Source organism: Actinomadura opuntiae (assembly GCF_030283205.1).
In the GTDB taxonomy this organism is placed as follows: Bacteria; Actinomycetota; Actinomycetes; order Streptosporangiales; family Streptosporangiaceae; genus Spirillospora.
In genome coordinates, this window is the sequence record NZ_JASNWF010000015.1 from 193,823 (window position 1) to 211,053 (window position 17,231).

Below are 17,231 nucleotides of genomic sequence, written 5' to 3' on the forward strand. Positions count from 1 at the left end.
GGGAATGTGAAAGCGTTTGACGTTCGGTGACCACACCGGCAGTCTCTGGGGTGCGGTACACAAAGCCGCATTTCCCAGAGAGGAAACCCATGGCCATTGAGCCGACCGCAGAACAACAGGCTGCCCGCGAAGTGTTCGCCGCAGGAAAAGACCTCGCGCTGGTCGCCGGCGCCGGAACGGGCAAGACCTCCACGCTGATCCTGATGGGCGCCTCCACCCGCAGATGCGGCCTGTACGTCGCGTTCAACCGGGCGATCGCCGAGGACGCCCGGCGCCGGTTCGGGCCGAACGTGCAGTGCCGTACCTCGCATTCGCTGGCGTTCCGGGCAGTCGGCCGCCGCTACGGCGACCGGCTCAACGCCGCGGCGCGGATCCCGGCCAAGCAGACCGCGCGGATCCTCGGAATCACCCGCGACATCGACTTGGGCCGCGACCGCCGCATCACCATCACCCACCAGGCGCGCCTGGTGTTGAGCATGATCCGCCGGTTCTGCTACAGCACCGACCGGCAGGTGATGGCCCACCACGCCGAGCCGGTCAACGGCCTTGACGCCGGCGGCCAGAACGCCCTGGCACGGGTCCTGTTGCGGTACGCGACCATGGCGTGGGAGGACATCATCTCCCCGCGGGGCCGGCTGAAGTTCGAGCACGACCACTACATGAAGCTGTGGGCGATGACCGGCCCTACCCTGGACGCCGAGTTCGTGCTGCTGGACGAGGCACAGGACACCAACCCGGTCCTAGAGGAGGTGTTCCTGTCCCAGGGCGCACAGCGGGTGTGCGTCGGCGACCCCGCCCAGCAGATCTACGGCTGGCGCAACGCCCGCGACGTGATGACCGGGTTCCCCGCCCAGCACCTGCACCTGACCCAGTCGTTCCGGTTCGGCCCGAAGATCGCCGCCGTCGCCAACCGGTGGCTCAAGCACGCCGAATCGCCCATGCAACTCACCGGCCACGGCCCCGCCACCTCCCGCATCGACCGCGCCGCCCACCCCGACGCCGTGCTGTGCCGCGGCAACGCCGACGCCATGGCCGAGGTGCTCGCCTTCCTCGAACTCGGCGTCCCGGTCGCGCTCACCGGCGGCGGTAGCGCCCTGCAACGCATCGCCACCGCCGCCCTTGAACTCCAGTCCGGCAGGCGCACCACTCACCCCGAGTTGTTCTTGTTCAACTCCTGGGACGAGGTGCAGGAGTACGCCGAACACGACACCGCCGGCCAGGACCTCAAGGCGATCGTCGGGCTGATCGACACCTACGGCCCCGATCTGATCCTCCAAGCCGTCGACCGGCTCTCGCCCGAGGAGCACGCCCGCGTCACGGTGTCCACCGCGCACAAGGCCAAGGGCCGCGAGTGGGACAGCGTCCGCATCGGCAAGGGCTTCGAGGCGCCCCTCGCCGACCGGGACGGCATCCACCGCGACCTGAGCCCCGCCGAAGCCCGCCTGATCTACGTCGCGGTCAGCCGCGCCCGCCACCTCCTGGACCCCGAGAGCCTGGCCTGGATCGACGACTACGAGAAGTCCCGTGCGGCAACCGGCCGGTCCCTGATCACCCTGAGCCTCACCGGACAGCTCAAACATCCCTCCTCGCCGGTCAACGAGTTCATGCAGAACCACTTGCCGGGCACCTCGGCCATCGAAGGCGACTACCTCTCCGGCCTCGCCGGGCTCCCGCACCCGGTGCAGCCGATCGACGTGAAGTATCCCGACTGGTCGGCTCTCGGCCACGCCATCGACTATCGGCTCCGGCTGTCGTTCGGTGGCGGGCTCGGCCCCGCCGTCAGCCTCGGCGTCGACGCCTTCGACGACGACACCGTCTTCCCCGGCGCACCATCCCGGCCGGTCCGCCAAGCCCTGCTGACCGCCGGGCGACAACTGCTGACCGAGGTCGACGCCTACCTGGCCGCCCCCAGCCGTCACGATGAGGACGCGGTCGCCCGGCTGTGCTACGTCGCCGCGTTCTTCGAAGACCTCGCCCGAAACGGACAGATCCGCCGCTACAGCCTGCTCGCCACCGCCGCTCCCAGCACTACGCTCACCGACCTCACCGCAGCGGTCCCCGCCCACGCCGTCAACGACATTCACCAGCAGATACGCCTGGCGCAACAGCCCTTGGCGTCACTGCGGGCCCTACCCGGCCCGGCCAAGGTGTGCGGACCGCTGTTCACCGGCAGCAGCGACCTCGGCGGCGCCGACGCCGACTACATCCTGAACGGCCTGCTGCTGGACTGCAAAGCCACCACCCGCCCCCGCCACCTCGGCCGCGAGGAGATCTACCAGCTCGCCGGCTACCTCCTGCTCGACTACAACGACCACTACGCCATCAACAGCGTCGGCCTCTACCTCTCCCGGCAGGGCGCACTGATCACCTGGAGCGTCGAGGACTTCCTGCACCGGCTCGGCAGCACCGTCCCGCTGCCTCAACTCCGCCGCCAGTTCCGCAGCCACCTGCGCGCGGCCGACGACCAAGCCGCCGACGCCTCCCAGCACTCATGAACCAGCTCCCAGACGACACCGACGGCCAGCCCGCCGCAACCGACGGCGAACTCGAGACCGGGGGCGACACGTCCTTCGTGCGCCTGCCGATCGACCCCACCGAACCCATGGCCGAATGGCTGGCCATCATCTGATCCAACACTCCACCCGATGGCCCAGGCGCACCCCGCCACCCTGGGCCGAAATCGCCCGGGTCCTACGCCACCCGCATCCGAACGGCCAACGGCGGCAACTCCGCCCGAGCCGACCCGCTAACGCCGTTGGGCCGGTCGGTTGCTGCTCAAGCCCCGTAACGGCCGGTCCACCGGTCGCGGAGGCCGCAGCCGACTGATCCTGCGGTTCGTCGACCCGCTCGGCCTTCTCCGGTTCGGGGATGAGAAGTTCCTCGACGCCGCAGCCCAGGACGGCGTAGATGACGTTGAGATCGGCGAGCTTGATGCTGGCCGGCTCGCCGGACCACAGCCCGGACATCTTCCCAGCACTGATGGTCAGGCCGTGGTCGGCGAGCATGCGCTGCAGCTCGCCGGCCTTCCAGATGCCCGCGGTTGGCTGCGGCCAGCCGCAGGTTCCACTTCACAGTCGTAGTCCTTCCAGCCGGGCGGCGGCGCGTCGCTGCCCGGCGACCCAGGCGTCCTCGACGTGGGTTCCGGGGAGGTGCACGTAACGCATCGTGGTGGCGATCCAGGTGTGCCCGAGCGTGGCCTGGATCGCGCGACCAGGCCCATCCCGCTCAGATAGAGCTGGGAGGCGCAGAAGTGCCGCAGGAGATGGGGTGTGATCTTGCCGGGCCAGTCCGGCAGATGCTGGGCGGTGGCCTCGGCGAGCGCTGACCGGAGCGTCTCGTCGCCGACTCGTCGGGCGGTGCCGTCGGCGTTCTTGCGTTCGGACGCAGCAGCGGAACCCGGGCCAGGTGTGGTCGTCGCCGAACCGGCCCCAGACATCCTCGATGAACCACCGCAGCGTCGTCCCAGCATTGTTGATCAGCGGGACCATCCGTTCGTGGGGCCCGACCCCCGAGAGCCTTTGCCGTGCCGGACGTGCGGCTTGCCGAAGTGACCCAGCTCCCACTTGATGTCAGACAGGTCGAGTCGGCACGCCTCGTTGACCCGCAGTCCGACCTCCGACATGAGATCGGCGGCGGTGTAGTCGCGGGCGGCGGTCGAGAACTTCCGGCGGGTCGACAGCTCCTGGCGCCACCTGTCGAACAGCCGCGTGACCTGGTCGGCGGTGGGCAGGATCCGCAGCTTGGCCGCCTGGTGGCCGCGGGGCCGGTTCGTCTCGTCGATCGGGCACTCGACGACCCGGCCGGTCATCTGGTGAATCTCGACCTTTGCTGGAATTCCAGGAACAGGAAGTAGGTCTTGATCGCCTGGGCCCGCGCTCGCCGGGTGCCCTTGGCAGTGCCACGCAGAGCCATGCCGAAGTACCGGCCGGCGTCAGCGGGTTCCATCTTCCACGGCGGCCGTCCAAACCAGGCCCTCACCTGCTCCAGGTGGACGACGTCGGCGGCGATCGTGCGGTCGGCCACCCGGCCGCCGCCCGAGCCAGAACGAATCCGGCCAGCACGTCGGTCTCCAACGCTTCTAGGTCTTCGGGCGTCGCCGGTGAACGCGCCACCCGGAGATCACGTACGACGGCGAGACTCAACCCTGGCCTCCTCGCCCTCATCCACCCAGCAAGATGAACGACGTGGGGTTGTCGTTCACCGGGACCTCAAGCCGTCCAACGTACTGGTGGCGGTCGACGGCCCCGCGTGTCGACGTCGGGATCGCCCGCGCCGTGACGCGAGCGTCGCCACCCGGACCGGCGCCTTGGTCGGCTCGCCGCCCTTCATGGCTCCCGAGCAGGTCCAGGGCGCCAGGTCACAGCGGCCTGCGACGTGTTCAGCCTCGGCTCGGTGCTGGCGGCCACCGGCCACCGCCCGTTCAGCTCGGGCGCCGACGGGCTGAACGCTCTACTCCAGCGCCTCCTGCGGCAGCCGCCGGATTTGGCGGGCCTGTTCGGACTGGTGCGGGACCTGGCGGAGTCCTGCCTGGCCAAGGAGCCGGAGCGCCGCCCCACCCCGTGATTGCGGCCGTGAGAAGCAGCAGGAACGTTCGTGCGTCGGTTTGAGCGACAGTCGGGGGTCCGCGGGGGCGGTGATGTTGACGAGATTCAGCGACGGTGAAGTGGCGGTGGATGGGTGGGTGGTACAGACCGAAGTCGTAGCCCCACAGTGGCGAATCAGACCCCGGAGCGGCACGCTCCGGGGTCTTCGTCGTTACGGAGGCCAGTCCCGTGACCGCTGGGACCGGAGGGACAGGTGCGCGGCCGAACACCTAGGCTCTGGGGTCCAGTTTGTGATGGTGTGGCCGGGCGTCCTGAGCGCCGGGGACAGGCTGCGGGCGGGGTCGTTGCGGGCGGTTCGCCGTTTTCGACGGTATGGTGATCGGTCAGTCGCTGTGAGTGGGGCCGGTGAGGCCGTGCCGCAGCAGCCCGGTGAGTGTGTCGATCGCCTCGTCGTCGGTGAGGGAGTGGCCGGTCGGCTCGCATTTCCCGATGAGCCAGACCGCGCAGAACGCCTCCATGAGGGCGTTGAACGCTGACGCCAGGACGACGGGGGCGCCGGGCAGGTCGAACCCGGCGATCTGGAGCCGCTGGAGGTGTTCGCGCATGGTCTGCAGTTGGGCGTGCCGGATCTGGGCGAGGCGTTCGGCGAACTCCGGGTCGACCAGTGCGGCTTGGCCGAGCGCCTGGATCTCGGGCAGGTGCGCCTTGTAGGTGTGCCAGTACGTGGCCACCCGGGCGCGCAGGGCGGGCTCGCTCGACAGGTCGTCGCCCGCCTCATGGACGGAGAGCTCCTCGCCGGCTTGGGCGAGCCAGTCGGACAGCAGTGCTTGGAGTACTTCCTGCTTACCAGCGAAGTGCTTGTAGAAGGAGCCGGCGGAGCGTCCTGCCTCGGCCATGAGGTCAGTGATCTTGGCGTTGAGGTAGCCGTCGCGGGCGAACACGCGGCGGGCGGCCTCCTTGAGGGCGATCTCGGTCTGCGCGGCCTTTTCCTTCCGGCTCGCAGTCGTCGGCTCGGACGCGGACACACGCTCCCCTGACGGACGAAGCAACTTGAGTGAATGTAGATTCATCGAATCTACATTCACTGAAAATCTGTTCAGTCACAGACAGTATGAACCACCGAAAGGGCGAGGCCATGAACACGGACCCTTTTTCATCCTTGGGTGATCTCGTAGTTTTGTAGGGCGGCGATGGCCTTGACCAGGTGGCCTGCCTTGCCGGGGCCGCAGCGGAGCTTGTGAAGCAGCTTCCATGACTTCAGCTGGGCGTTCGCGCGTTCGCCGGGTCCGCGGAGTTTGGCGTGGGAGCGGTTGGCCTGCTTCTGGGACTCGGGCTTGTTGCGTCCCTTGTACGGGGTGATGACCACCGAGGCCTCGGCGCCTTGATACCCCTTGTCGGCCAGCGTGATGATTCCGGCGTTGTCCAGCTCGCGCAGGATCCCCCACACGCGGGCGGCGGTCAGGTCGTGCGTGCGACCGGGCATCGCCCCCGACGTCCATACGATCGTCCCGTGTGGACCTGCGATCACCTGGATGTTCATGCCGTGGCAGCGGTGCTTGGCCGAGTAGTACGGCCGGTCGGCCCGCACCCGGTCGCAGGCGATGAGCGTTCCGTCCAGCACCAGCAGGTGCAGCCCCTCCTTGGTCGCCTTACGCAACGCCGCCGTCAGCTTCGGCGACCGCTCCGACAGCAGCGCCACGGCCTGCTCGATATACCGCCAGGCCGTACTCGTCGACACCCCGAACCCGGCCCCGAGCTCGGCGAGGGTCTCGCCTTTGCGCAGGTGGACCAGCACCAGCAGAGCCTGCTGCCCAGGGTCGAGCAGCCGCCAGGGCGTCCCGAGGGTCTTGCGGCGCCGGCGGATCAGTCCGGCCAGGTAGTTCAGCGTTGAACGCGACAAATCGACGGCAGCACGATAGAACAACACGCAGGGCCCCTGGTTCAGACGTCGAGATTGTGGTGATCAACTCGTCTACCAAGGGCTTCTTCGCTTCACTGGCCGAACGTCAGCATCGCGACCACTCCGTGATCACCATCACTCCAGGCCGATGAAAAAGGGTCACGGCACGCAACGGCGAGATCGAACTCGCATACGAGACCTTCGGCACCACGGACGGAGCGCCGTTGCTGCTGATCAGCGGCACCGGAGTGCAGATGCTCGTCTTCCCCGAAGACCTCTGCGACGCGCTGGTCGGCCTCGGCTTCCAGGTCGCCAGGTTCGACAACCTTGACGCCGGCCTGTCCACACACCTGACCGGCGTACCGGCGCCCGGCCGACTCAAGACCATGATCCGGCCCTCTTCGGCGCCGTAGGGGCTGAAGGATATGGCCGAGGACGCCCTGGCGGTGATGGACGCCCTCGGGTGGCGCTCCGCACACCTGGTCGGCACCTCGCTGGGCGAGATGATCGCCCAGACCCTCGCCATCCGGCACCCCGCCCGGGTCGGCACCCTCACCTCGATCATGTCGACCCCCGCGGCCCGGATCGGCACCATGCCCAAGATCGCCACCCTGAAAGCGATCATGAAACTCTCCAGCACGCCGGTCACCAGCCCGGACCAGGCAGCGCAACAGGCAGTCGCGATGAGGAGGCTCATCGGCTCCCCGCGCTACCCCTTCGACGAGAAGGAGGTGGGCGACATCGGCCGCCGCTCCCACGAGCGCCATCCCGGCAGTTCCGACGCCGACGCGCGCCAGCGCGCCGCAGTCACCGCCTCCGGCGACCGGCGCAAGACACTGGCCGCGCTACGCGTCCCCACCCTCGTCCTGCACGGCGAGGACGACCCGGTCATCCAGCTCAAGGCCGGACAGGCAACCGCAGCAGCCATCCCCGGCGCACGCCTGGTCACCTACCCCGGCATGGGCCACGACCCGCCCAGACAACTCTGGCCGTCCATGCTCGAGCAGGTCCGGGCCCTTGCCTTCACGCATTGACAGATCATCGCGCCCGACGCTCGTAGATCCACAAAGGTTCCGATTCAGGAGCCCACGACGGTCTCGAAGTCGTGCCGCGGTATCCGGCTGCCTACCACGCCGGTGACGCGAATTCCCGGCCCTGGAGGTGTCCAGACACCACAGTTCGGCGATCAGCAGGCTGCGGTGGCGTTCGGCCTGACCTTTAGCCCGCAGCCGCTCGTGCCGAGCGACTTCCTCACGGCCGTCATAGACGACCAACTCCGAGGCGTGCAGCACGACCTGGACCAGTCACAGCAGACACCACCCCGCGGGGGCCGACGCTCCCCTCCGACAGGGCCGTGTCACGGCGCTTGGCCACCGGTGCCGGATGCTGCTGGGGGCCGGGGGCACCCCCATCGCGGCCACGATGGCCCTCACTGTCGTCCTGGGGGACGGTGACAAGGTGGACGGCGCCGGCGCGGTCGGCACCCAGAATCGAAAATATATTCGCAACAAAAAAGACAAACCATGACTGCCGATTGGCAGATTGCGGCCATCTCCGAAGGAATGTGACTCCCCAGAGGTCTATTCTTGATACTCCTGACATTCTCAGCCAGAGCGGGCGCCAGTCACCGACGCTTGGGAGGCCGCCTTGGAACAACCACGGCTGTGGTGGCAGGCGGTACAGCACTCCGATTGGGCGGTGTTCTCCCTCTCCGACGATCTGGCACGCGATCGGTGGACCGCGCTCCTAGCGGCATTGGAACGCTTGTCGACCCGCGGCCCCATGGCCGATCTCGATGAGATCACGGTTGAGATGCGCGAGATCGGGTTCCACGCTCCTTTGTCGGAGCAGGATCTGCGCAGCGCCCTGGAACGCCTGGCAGGCGACGGGCTCGCCGAACCCTTCCGCGACTACACCGTCCCCGTCCGCAACTACCAAGGGCTGATCGTCAGGCAGGAGGCATGGGCGCTGACCCGCCGGGGCCGGACGGTCGTGGCGGCCGTACGGGACGCGGTCCTGGACGTCGGGCGCGCCTTGCAGTTGCCCAGCCGCCTGCTCGACAGCATCGCCACCACGATCCGAGAGATCATCAGGCATTTCGCGGAAGGCGACGACACCGCCCATGTCAAGGAGGGCAGGGGCAGGGGCCTGCTGCCGATGGACCTCGACGACGTCCGGACCCGCATCGGCGAACTCCAGCGTGTGACCGCCGACTTCTATGCCGCGCTCGGCCAACTGGTCCAGGCGGACGTCACCAACGACATGCTGTTCGGAGCGAACAGGGATCGTGTCATCGAGGCGCTGCGGCAATTCCCCCGCGAGTACGAGAGAGCGTTCGTCTCGGTCGAGAAGGCACTGGCCGATCTGGAACGGGTCGGCCACCGCCAGGTCGCCGAGGCCGCGGTAGCACACGCCGGGCTCATCGACGCCCGCGACCAACACCACTGGGTCGAGGAGCGGGTACGGCTGCTGTCGGCTCTGGGATCGTGGTTCGCCCCGGAGGGCACCGTCCAGCGGCTCATCTCCTCCGCGTCCGGCGCCGTCTACACGCTCCTCATCGCCATCGACCGCCGCTACTCGGCGCGCCGCCGCGGCTCCGACCTCGGGGCCGACTTCCACGCCCTGGCCCAGAGCCTGCACCGGCAGCGGTCCGACGAGGACGCGCGGCGCGTCCATGCCGCCGCCTTCGGCGACTGGTCCGCATGGCATGCGGTCACCCCCCGAGCCGAGGAGGATGTGGCCCACGGCACCGAGGCGGCAGGCCGCCCCGATCGCCACCGTGTGGAGGTGACGCTCCGCGAGCACGAGCGGCAAGGCCGGACCAGCGGCCGTCCCCGTGCGGTTCCTGACACCGCCGCCGACCGGAAGGCCGCGCTGGCCGAGGCCATGGCGGAGGCGGAGCGGAACCGCCGCCTGGCCGAGTTGCTGGTCACCTCCGGCGAAGTGGAACTCTCCTACTTCGCGGGGCTGGGCGCGGAGGCCGTCGAGGCCCTGCTGCGCGCCGTGGAGACCGCGCTCATGCGCCTCGACCCCGTGACGGGAATCGGGGCGGGGCACGTGGACGGGGCGAACGTCCTGGTCGAGATCCGCTGCTTCGACCGTGGCCCCACAGCCCGAGCGGACTTCGCCGAAGGGGCTCTGTCCTTCTGGGGACGCGACCTGCGCCTGCGCGTCACCTCGCTTGAGCCGGGTGCGTCCCCTCCCATCGAGAACGTGCCGTCCCGGGAGGGCATCGCATGACCGGGCGGCGCCTCGACCCCGACCTCAGTCCGGCCGCGCGCATCCTGAACGCCATAGGGCGGCTCCGGGCCGAGATCCACCCGGAGGAATACCGCACAGCGCTCAAGGGGCGCGAACGGCTCACCACCTTCTTCCACGATGAGCTCGGCTGGACGCTGGAGGTGTCGGAGACCGCCTCCCTCATCCGGCTGCACAAGCGCCGGGCGGACGTGCCGTCCGATCGAGGGCCTCGGCTCCAGCGGGCGCGCGGGGACGGCCCTCTCGCGTCCAAGAAGGTCCTGATCTGCTGTGCGCTGATCTGTGAGCAGCTGTGGCGCAGGTCGCGGATGAGCCTCCAGGAGCTCCTCCAGGCCATCGCCCAGACGTGCGCCACTGAGGAGCACGAGGGGACCCTCCCCCCGTTTCCGGTGGTTCTCGCCGAGGACGTGTCCAAGCAGCAGGCGCGGAGCAATCGGCTCTGCCTCGTGGACGCGCTGAAGCTGCTGGTCGCCGAAGGTACGGCCACCGTCGACGACGACCTCGACCGCGTGGTGGACGACGAGGACGCCAACCTGGTGGTCACGGCCTCCCGGGAGCGTCTGGCCATGAAGTTCTCCTCCCTGTCCCCCCTGCTGCTCGGCCTCGCGTCACTCCCGCCGGAGCAGCACGCCGCGGCGCTGTCGCGGGCGACCCTGAGCGATTCGGCCGAGTCCGACGTGCCGTCGCTGGATGAACGGCGGGTGAGGCTGATGCGCCGGATCGCCGACGACCCCGCGACCGATCCGGTGGACGACCCCACCGGGGGCTCCCCCTACCTCCACACCCCTGCGGGGCGCGAGCGCGCGCTGGACCTCATCACCTCGTTCGGCTACATCGCCACGGTCCGCCGGGACTGGTGGGAAGTGACAGATCGCGACGGAACCGGAACAGGCATCGAGTTCCCCCACGGACGCCGCACCGAACGGCAGGCCGCCCTCGCCCTGCTGGCGGCGATCGTTCGCCGCACCGACCCCGCGGCTCCGCTGTTCACAGCTGAGGCGGTGGAGGTGCTGGAACTGGCGCGCCGGGATCGGCCCCGCTGGGCCGCCGCCTACGCTGGGAGGCTGCCGGTGCTCGCCCGTGTCGCCGCCGCCGAGCTGACCAACGTCGGGCTGCTGCGTCCCGATCCGCACCGCGGCGGCACCTGGCTTCCCACACCCGGCGCCCGCCTGTGGCATGTCAAGGTCCACTCCCCGCCGGTTCCCGCCGCCGCCCGCACGGACGCCGGATCAGCGGTTCAGCCTTCCCTTCTCACCGACGAGGATTGAGGAGTCAGCCGTGTCCCCTGACGCAAACCCGCTCCACCCGGTGACCGAGACGGCGGTGCTGGGCGTTCCGACGGCCGAGGGCCGCTGGCAGCCGACCCGGGCCGGCGCGATCAACTCGTGGGCCTGGTCGGACGAGGTCCTCTTCTTCGCCGGTGGCTGGCTCGCCCTCGCCGGGCCCAACGGCTCGGGCAAGTCGCTCACCGCCTCCATGCTGATCACTGTGCTGCTCGACGCCGAGATCTCGCAGAAGGCGCTGTCGGTGTCGGGAAAGGCCAGCGGGACCCTGGCCAGCAGGCACACCGACCGCAACGAGCAGGAGGACCGGACCGGCCTGTGGTGGCTGGAGTACGGCTACCGCGATGAGCACACCGGGCAGACCCGGTACCTGACCACCGGGATGTGGTTGCGCTCGACCGGTGGGAAGCTCCAGCGCGCCTTCTTCATCGTGCCGGCGCGCGTGGGCCACGAGTTGGCCCTGCGGCGCGAACGCGCCACGGTGAAGATCGACGATCTCGGCGGGCAGCTCGCCGCACTCGGCGGCCGGCTGTTTCTGTCCTCGGCCGTCCCCCGCTCGGCACTCGCCGGCGTGCCGCTGAGCCTCGGGGACGAGCACGAGTTCCGCGACGCCGTCCGGAACCACCTGTTCGCCCCGTTGAACGAGATCCAGTTCGAGGCCCTCGTCGGTGTGCTGCGCAGCCTGCGCAGCGTGCGGACGGCTGAGGCGATCTCGCCCAAGGAAATGCGCCAAGTCCTCACCGACGCGCTGCCGGCGCTCGAACCCGATCGGCTCAAGGTCGTCGCCGATGCGATGGCGCGGATCTCCGAGCTGGAGAAGCAGCTCGACCAGTCCCGCAAGGAGGCGCGGCTGCTGGCCCAGACGGACAAGCACTACCGCAGCTACCGCAGTGCGGTCGCCCAGCTCCAGGCCGCCGAACTGGCCGCCGCCAACAACGCCTACGACGAACAGACCCGCCAGGCGCGCCAGGCGTCCCGTGATCTGGAGAGGGCCCAGGCGGCGGCCGAGGGCATCCAGCGGCGGCTCTCGCGGAAGTACGAGGGCGTCTCCCGGCTGGAAGGCGAGCTGTCCGCCGCCGAGGGGATGCTCAGGGACCACGCGGGGGCCGAGCTGCCCCTCCGCGAGGAACGCGCCGCCGAGCTGGACGACACCGCCGCCGACGCCGAGACGCAGGCCGAGCAGGCCGCCATCGATGCCGGTACGGCGATGGACGGCTCCGCGGAATCGGCTTCCAGAGCCCACCAGGCGCAGGGTCATCTGCTCGATTTCGCCGAGCGGCTGCGGCAGGACGGTGAACATCTCGGTGCCGCGTCCGCGACCGACCGCATGGTCTCGGTCTACCGCAGGCTCTGTGCCGCCGAGCCGCACACCGAGCCGCCGGCCGTCGATCTGGACGAACTGTGCGCGACACCGCTCGCCTGGACCGAAGCGCGCACGGGCAAAGTCGCCCGGGTCCGGACCGCGCTGCGCCTGCACGGCGAGGCCCAGACGGCGGAACGGACCCTCGCCCAGGGCAGGCAGGAGGCCGACACCGGGGAGTCCGCCGCGCGCGAAGCCTTGGAAGGCGCCACCCGCGATCGGCAGGAGGCCGAGACCGTGTTCCTCGACGAACTCGGCACCTGGTCCGGCCGGCTGCGCCACCTCCGGCCGCCGCCACCCGACCTGTGCGCACCGGATCAGGCCGCCGAGAACGACCGCCTGCCCGCGGACCGGATCCGGCGATGGCTGTCCGAGGAGGTGGCGGCCGCCGGCCTGCGCATCGACCTGGCCGGGCATCGAGAACGTGCGGCGACCGCCAAGGCCCTCGCTAACGCCGCCGAAGGGCACGCCGCCGACGCCCACACCGCCCACCGCCGGGCACTCGGCGTGGTACGGGAGGAAGAAGGCGGCCTGCTGGACGTCCAGGCCGAGAACGCCGCCGCGGAACAGGCCGATGAGACCGAGCTCGAGCAGGCGCGTGCCGACCACCACCGCGAGATCACTGACGCGGGAGAGGCGGAACGGGACGCTTGGCGGCGCCGCTCCGACGCCGCGGCCGCCGCGCTCCAGGCCGCCCGCGACTGGCTGGCCGGCGCTCACCGCTGGCGAACGGCGTTGGCCTACCTCGATCCCGGCGCCATCCCGCTCCCCGAGCCCTCGGCTCCGCTCTCCGACGAGGCGCTGCGCGGGGTCGAGCCCGCGTCCGTCCGCCTGGCCGCCCACAAGGCCCACGCGGCGGCCGCCGCGGAACTGCACCATCAGGTCGCCGAGGCCCGCGAGGTCATCAAAACGATCGAAGCGGGCATCGAGGAACTGCGCGCCGACGTGGTGCGAGCGCGCCGGACCGCCCCCGTCCCGCCCGCACCGCAATGGCGGTCGCGCTCAGCCGACGACGGCGTCCCCCTGTGGGCCGTCGTCGACTTCGCCGGCCACCTTCCCACCGAGGAGGCCGACCGGCTCGAAGGAGCCCTGCTGGCGTCGGGTCTCCTCGACGCGCTGATCAGGCCCGACGGCCGCCCGGTCGCCGGTGATCTCGTCCTCACCCCCACCGCGTCCGCCCCGCACCGGACACTGGCCGACTTCCTCCAGCCCGACGCGCAGGACGGCGGATCCGCCGAGGCGATCCACCGGCTGCTGCGCTCGATCCCGGTCGACTCCCCCGCGCCCGGCGCCCTGCGCAACGGCGTGCTCACCGCCGCCTGTCCCGAGGGCTACCAGGCGGCCTACATCGGCCGTACTGCCCGAGAACGCGCCCGGCGACAGCGCCTCGCCGATCTGGAGCAGCGCCTCGCCGAACGCGAGCAGGAACTGCGACAGGCCGGCCAGGAACTCAGCCGACGCGAAAGCCACGTCCTCGCCACGGCCGCCGAACGGGATGCCCTGCCCACCGCCGAGGCGCTCTCCTCGGCCCGCCACGACCTCGCCAGCCTGACCCGCGAGCATTCCATCGCCGAGCGGCAGGCGACGCAGCGCACCGCTCAGGCGGACCTCGCCCTCCAGCAGGTCATGACGACGCTCCGGCAACGCTCCGACGCACGTTCCGCCCGGCTCGATCGAGCCCGGCAGAGCCTGGAGCACGCCGAGCGGACAGCACGATCCGCCGGCTCCGCCGCGGCCACGGCGGAGGAGAACGCCGCGGAACTGCGGCGATCCGCCCAAGGATGCGAGACCGCCCGCCTGGAAGCCGCCCGCGCCCAGGAGGAGGCTGACGGAGAACAAAACGGGTTCCCCCACTCCGCGGTGAACGCCGTCCGCACCGCGCACAGCGCCGAAGATCGCGCGCAGGCGGCGCTCATCCACGCCGAGACCACCGCCATCGACGCCGCAGAGAAGCATGACGAGGCCACCAGGACGGTCCGGTCCGCGCTGGGCGCCCTCAACAAGGCGGCCGCCCTCCCGGACGGCTCCCTGCTTCCCACGTCCCATGACGCCCTGGACAACCACGCCGGAGCGGTCGGCGCGCTCGAACTGCTGGTCCGGGACGGCCGCATGGCAGCTCTCCGCTGCACCGAACTGATGCGGGCCGCACGCCGCGATCACCAGACCGCCGCCACGGCCCGGGCCACTGCCGCCAGGATGTCCGACCGGGCCGGCCAGGCACGCGCCAAAGCGCGGAAGGCCATCGCCGCGGTCGAGACGATGCGCAGGCTCTACGGCGCCGAATACGACGACCTTCTCACCACCAAGAACCGGCTCTCCGAACAGCTCGGCCGGGTCAAGTCGGAGATCGAGACATTCCGCACCGAGAAGGAGGAAGCCGACAAGGAGCAGACCAGGGCAGAGGTCACCCTGGAGAACGTCGCTCCGCAACGCCGGGCCGCTGAACAGCAACGCGACCACTGCGTGCGCACCCTCGGCCGCCTGATCGACGAAGGTCTGGCCACGCTGCCGGACGGCATCACCGCCGACCCGTCCGGCCGGCCGGCCCACTTGACCGCAGCCCTGGAGTGGTCGCGGCTGCTGCTGGCCGACCGCCACGCGCATGCGGACCGGCACGCCCAGCTCATCCGGTTCCGTGACCGGGCACTGAAAACGGTCGAGAACAGCGCCCGCGACACCAGTGGCGAACTCGCCCGCTTCAACCGCCAGGTCATGCTCGTCTCGATCGAGGGGACCGAGTGGCGCCGCGCCGTCGTCGCCGAGCCCGACACCGTGCGCGGCGACGACCTGAGCGATGCCCTGGCGTCCCTGGAGGCGAGCATCGCCCTGCTCGAAGAGGACCTGCGCGACGACTTCAAGCAGGCGATGCGCACCGGCATGTTCACCCGGCTTCGCAAGGACATCCAGATCCGCCGGGAGGCGGCCCGCGAGCTGGTCCGGCAGATCCGCGAGACGCTGGCCGGCGTCCGCACGGGGGTCGCGAACGTCGGCATCCAGGTCGACTGGGACGTGCGCAAGGAGGACGAGGATGCGATCCGCATGATCAAACTCATCGAGGAGGCCCCGACCGACCGGTCCTTCGAGGAGATGTACACCGTCCTGCGCCAGCGGATGGACGCGAAGGCCGACGAGCCCTGGCCCGACCGGGTCGCCCACACCTTCGACTACCGCTCCTGGCACGAGTGGGACATCTTCGTGACCCACGCCTCCTTCGGCGACGGATCGTCGAACGAGGCGTTCCGCAAGGTCGGCATGCGCTCCAATCCGCTGGAGACGCTGTCCACCGGTGAGCGCAGGCTCGCCACGATGCTGCCGCTGCTGGCCGCCGCCTGGTCCATGTACTCGGGCGACTACCGCGGGCCGCGCCTGCTGTCGATCGACGAGATCGACGCCGCCTTCGACGAACCCAACCTACGCCAGGTGCTGGCGCTGCTGCGCTCCTGGGACTTCGACGTGCTGGCCACCACCCCGTCCATCACCCCCATGATCAAGCGGGAGGCGGGCCGGACCATGGTCCACCAGGTCGTCGCCTCCGGCCGCAACCGCATCACCATCCCCTGGCTGTGGGAGGGCCGCGGCGAACCCCGGCCGGTCACTCTGGACGGGACGGCGTGAGCGGGATTCTCGCCGGGTTCGCTCAAGACCCGGACTTCGTCCCCTTCTGGACGGCCCTGCACGACCGGCTCTGCGCGGGACGGTCCGCCGACCAGATCGTCACCCTGAAAGTGACGGACCTTCCGCTGGGAGCCCTGGCCGAGCTGCGTACACACCTGGACACCTGCACCCGGCGCCGCCGCGGCCGCTCCGCCGTCACTGTCGAGGGCACCACGACCAACGTGCCGCTGCGCGAACTCCTCCAGGTCGCCGATGCGTCCGCCAACGAGGTCGCTCTCCTGGCCGAGCAGGTCACGGGCAGGCCCGTGGTGAATCGGGCCGCCGATCGGCGGGAGGCGGCCGGGCAGCGCCGCGAACTCTGGGAGCACGCCGACGCGGCGTTCCCCCGCCTCCCCCGGCTGGTCCGCCGCTTGAAAGCCAGCGGCATCGGCGCTGACATCCCCAAGGCCCGCCGCCTCATCACCGCCCTAGCCCACGTCACCGAACGCCTGCCCTATACCCCTCCGGTCAGCCTGCCGAAGCTCGCGCACGACTGCGCGGGCGACCCGCACTACTTCGACCTGGGCGGATTCAACGGCGGCTGCCTGGTCTACGCGGTCATGGAGGTCACCGGCCGACCCGAGCCCGCCCTTCCCCACCACACCCGTGCCCTGCTGGCCGAAGCGGGGATCATCGCCGACCGGCTCACGTCGACCATCCTGCTGCACCGCATCCGTACCACCGCGGACGGTGTCATCGACCGCAGACTCCGCGAGTCCGACGTCCCGGTCGCCCTGACCCTGCTGGACCTGACCCGCGATCCTCCCACCCTGGCCCCGCAGACCGTCACGGTCGTCGAGAACCCGTCCGTGCTGGAGGCGGCCATGGCCTCCGGCTCCGACGTCCCGCTGGCCTGCACCAGCGGCCACCTGCGCGCCGTCGACCACGTATTCCTGCAACTGGCCCGCGACCAAGGCGTCCGGCTCCGCTACGCCGGAGACCTCGACCATGACGGCTTCCAGATCGCCGCCACGGTAGCCGAGCAGTACGGGGCAGAACTGCTGGCCATGGACGCCGAGACCGTCACCGAAGCGGGCCCCTCCCCTTCCTCAGCCCCCCTCCGCGACCGCTTCGCCGCCTCCCTCCGGTCCGACCTCGGCCTCACCCACCACGCCGTGTTCCAAGAGCACGACGCCGTGACCCGGCGCATCCTGAGCCCCGACCTCCACGACGACACCTCGGCGCACACCACCCTCCGAGCCCGCCCCTGAGCGGTGGGCCTCGAAGGCCAT

The 17,231-nt window shown here is 70.2% G+C and carries 15 protein-coding genes; 10 read left to right on the forward strand and 5 right to left on the reverse strand.

What is annotated here, in order from left to right; all coding sequences use genetic code 11:
- Positions 1-89: 89 nt before the first annotated feature.
- Positions 90-2,495, forward strand: coding sequence for a UvrD-helicase domain-containing protein (locus QP089_RS30630; RefSeq protein WP_285916194.1), 2,406 nt, complete (start codon positions 90-92; stop codon positions 2,493-2,495).
- Entirely contained in the window at positions 2,492-2,629 is a 138-nt protein-coding gene (locus QP089_RS30635; RefSeq protein ID WP_285916195.1) for a hypothetical protein, read from the forward strand. The genes QP089_RS30630 and QP089_RS30635 overlap by 4 nt, the downstream gene beginning before the upstream one ends.
- Here QP089_RS30635 and QP089_RS30640 read toward each other — a convergent pair.
- The 3 genes from QP089_RS30640 to QP089_RS30650 all read right to left on the reverse strand — a co-directional run bounded on the left by QP089_RS30640 (position 2,622) and on the right by QP089_RS30650 (position 4,023).
- Entirely contained in the window at positions 2,622-3,005 is a 384-nt protein-coding gene (locus QP089_RS30640; protein WP_285916197.1) for a helix-turn-helix domain-containing protein, read from the reverse strand. The two genes, QP089_RS30635 and QP089_RS30640, sit on opposite strands and share 8 nt — an antisense overlap.
- Before the next feature lie 470 nt (positions 3,006-3,475).
- A complete protein-coding gene (locus tag QP089_RS30645) occupies positions 3,476-3,808 on the reverse strand; it encodes a tyrosine-type recombinase/integrase (protein ID WP_285916199.1) in 333 nt (110 codons plus the stop codon).
- Positions 3,805-4,023, reverse strand: coding sequence for a hypothetical protein (locus tag QP089_RS30650; RefSeq protein WP_285916200.1), 219 nt, complete (start codon positions 4,021-4,023; stop codon positions 3,805-3,807). Before QP089_RS30650 ends, QP089_RS30645 begins: the two co-directional genes overlap by 4 nt.
- Before the next feature lie 351 nt (positions 4,024-4,374).
- Between QP089_RS30650 and QP089_RS30655 the strand changes: the two genes are divergently transcribed.
- Positions 4,375-4,563 carry a protein kinase family protein gene (locus QP089_RS30655; RefSeq protein WP_285916201.1) on the forward strand — a complete coding sequence of 63 codons (189 nt, stop codon included), beginning with the start codon at positions 4,375-4,377 and terminating at the stop codon, positions 4,561-4,563.
- A gap of 364 nt (positions 4,564-4,927) precedes the next feature.
- Here QP089_RS30655 and QP089_RS30660 read toward each other — a convergent pair whose 3' ends face one another.
- Both QP089_RS30660 and QP089_RS30665 read right to left on the reverse strand, forming a co-directional pair.
- On the reverse strand, positions 4,928-5,569 hold the full coding sequence (locus QP089_RS30660) for a TetR/AcrR family transcriptional regulator (protein ID WP_285916202.1): 642 nt from the start codon (positions 5,567-5,569) through the stop codon (positions 4,928-4,930).
- A gap of 128 nt (positions 5,570-5,697) precedes the next feature.
- Entirely contained in the window at positions 5,698-6,471 is a 774-nt protein-coding gene (locus QP089_RS30665) for a transposase family protein (RefSeq protein ID WP_285916203.1), read from the reverse strand.
- A gap of 197 nt (positions 6,472-6,668) precedes the next feature.
- On the opposite strand from QP089_RS30665, the gene QP089_RS30670 reads away from it, so the two are divergent.
- The 7 genes from QP089_RS30670 to QP089_RS30700 all read left to right on the forward strand — a co-directional run bounded on the left by QP089_RS30670 (position 6,669) and on the right by QP089_RS30700 (position 17,210).
- The gene (locus QP089_RS30670; protein ID WP_285916204.1) at positions 6,669-6,857 is read left to right on the forward strand and encodes a hypothetical protein; all 189 of its coding nucleotides are present in this window, start codon (positions 6,669-6,671) and stop codon (positions 6,855-6,857) included.
- A 12-nt stretch (positions 6,858-6,869) separates the two neighbouring features.
- Entirely contained in the window at positions 6,870-7,478 is a 609-nt protein-coding gene (locus QP089_RS30675; RefSeq protein ID WP_285916205.1) for an alpha/beta fold hydrolase, read from the forward strand.
- A 349-nt stretch (positions 7,479-7,827) separates the two neighbouring features.
- The gene (locus QP089_RS30680; RefSeq protein WP_285916207.1) at positions 7,828-7,971 is read left to right on the forward strand and encodes a hypothetical protein; all 144 of its coding nucleotides are present in this window, start codon (positions 7,828-7,830) and stop codon (positions 7,969-7,971) included.
- A gap of 255 nt (positions 7,972-8,226) precedes the next feature.
- Entirely contained in the window at positions 8,227-9,684 is a 1,458-nt protein-coding gene (locus QP089_RS30685) for a DUF2397 family protein (RefSeq protein WP_285916209.1), read from the forward strand.
- The gene (locus tag QP089_RS30690) at positions 9,681-10,970 is read left to right on the forward strand and encodes a DUF2398 family protein (RefSeq protein WP_285916211.1); all 1,290 of its coding nucleotides are present in this window, start codon (positions 9,681-9,683) and stop codon (positions 10,968-10,970) included. The genes QP089_RS30685 and QP089_RS30690 overlap by 4 nt, the downstream gene beginning before the upstream one ends.
- 10 nt (positions 10,971-10,980) lie before the next feature.
- Complete coding sequence (locus tag QP089_RS30695) at positions 10,981-15,960, forward strand: SbcC/MukB-like Walker B domain-containing protein (protein WP_285916212.1); 4,980 nt, start codon at positions 10,981-10,983, stop codon at positions 15,958-15,960.
- Positions 15,957-17,210, forward strand: a complete 1,254-nt coding sequence (locus QP089_RS30700) for a DUF2399 domain-containing protein (protein ID WP_285916214.1) — start codon at positions 15,957-15,959, stop codon at positions 17,208-17,210. The genes QP089_RS30695 and QP089_RS30700 overlap by 4 nt, the downstream gene beginning before the upstream one ends.
- Positions 17,211-17,231: the final 21 nt, after the last annotated feature.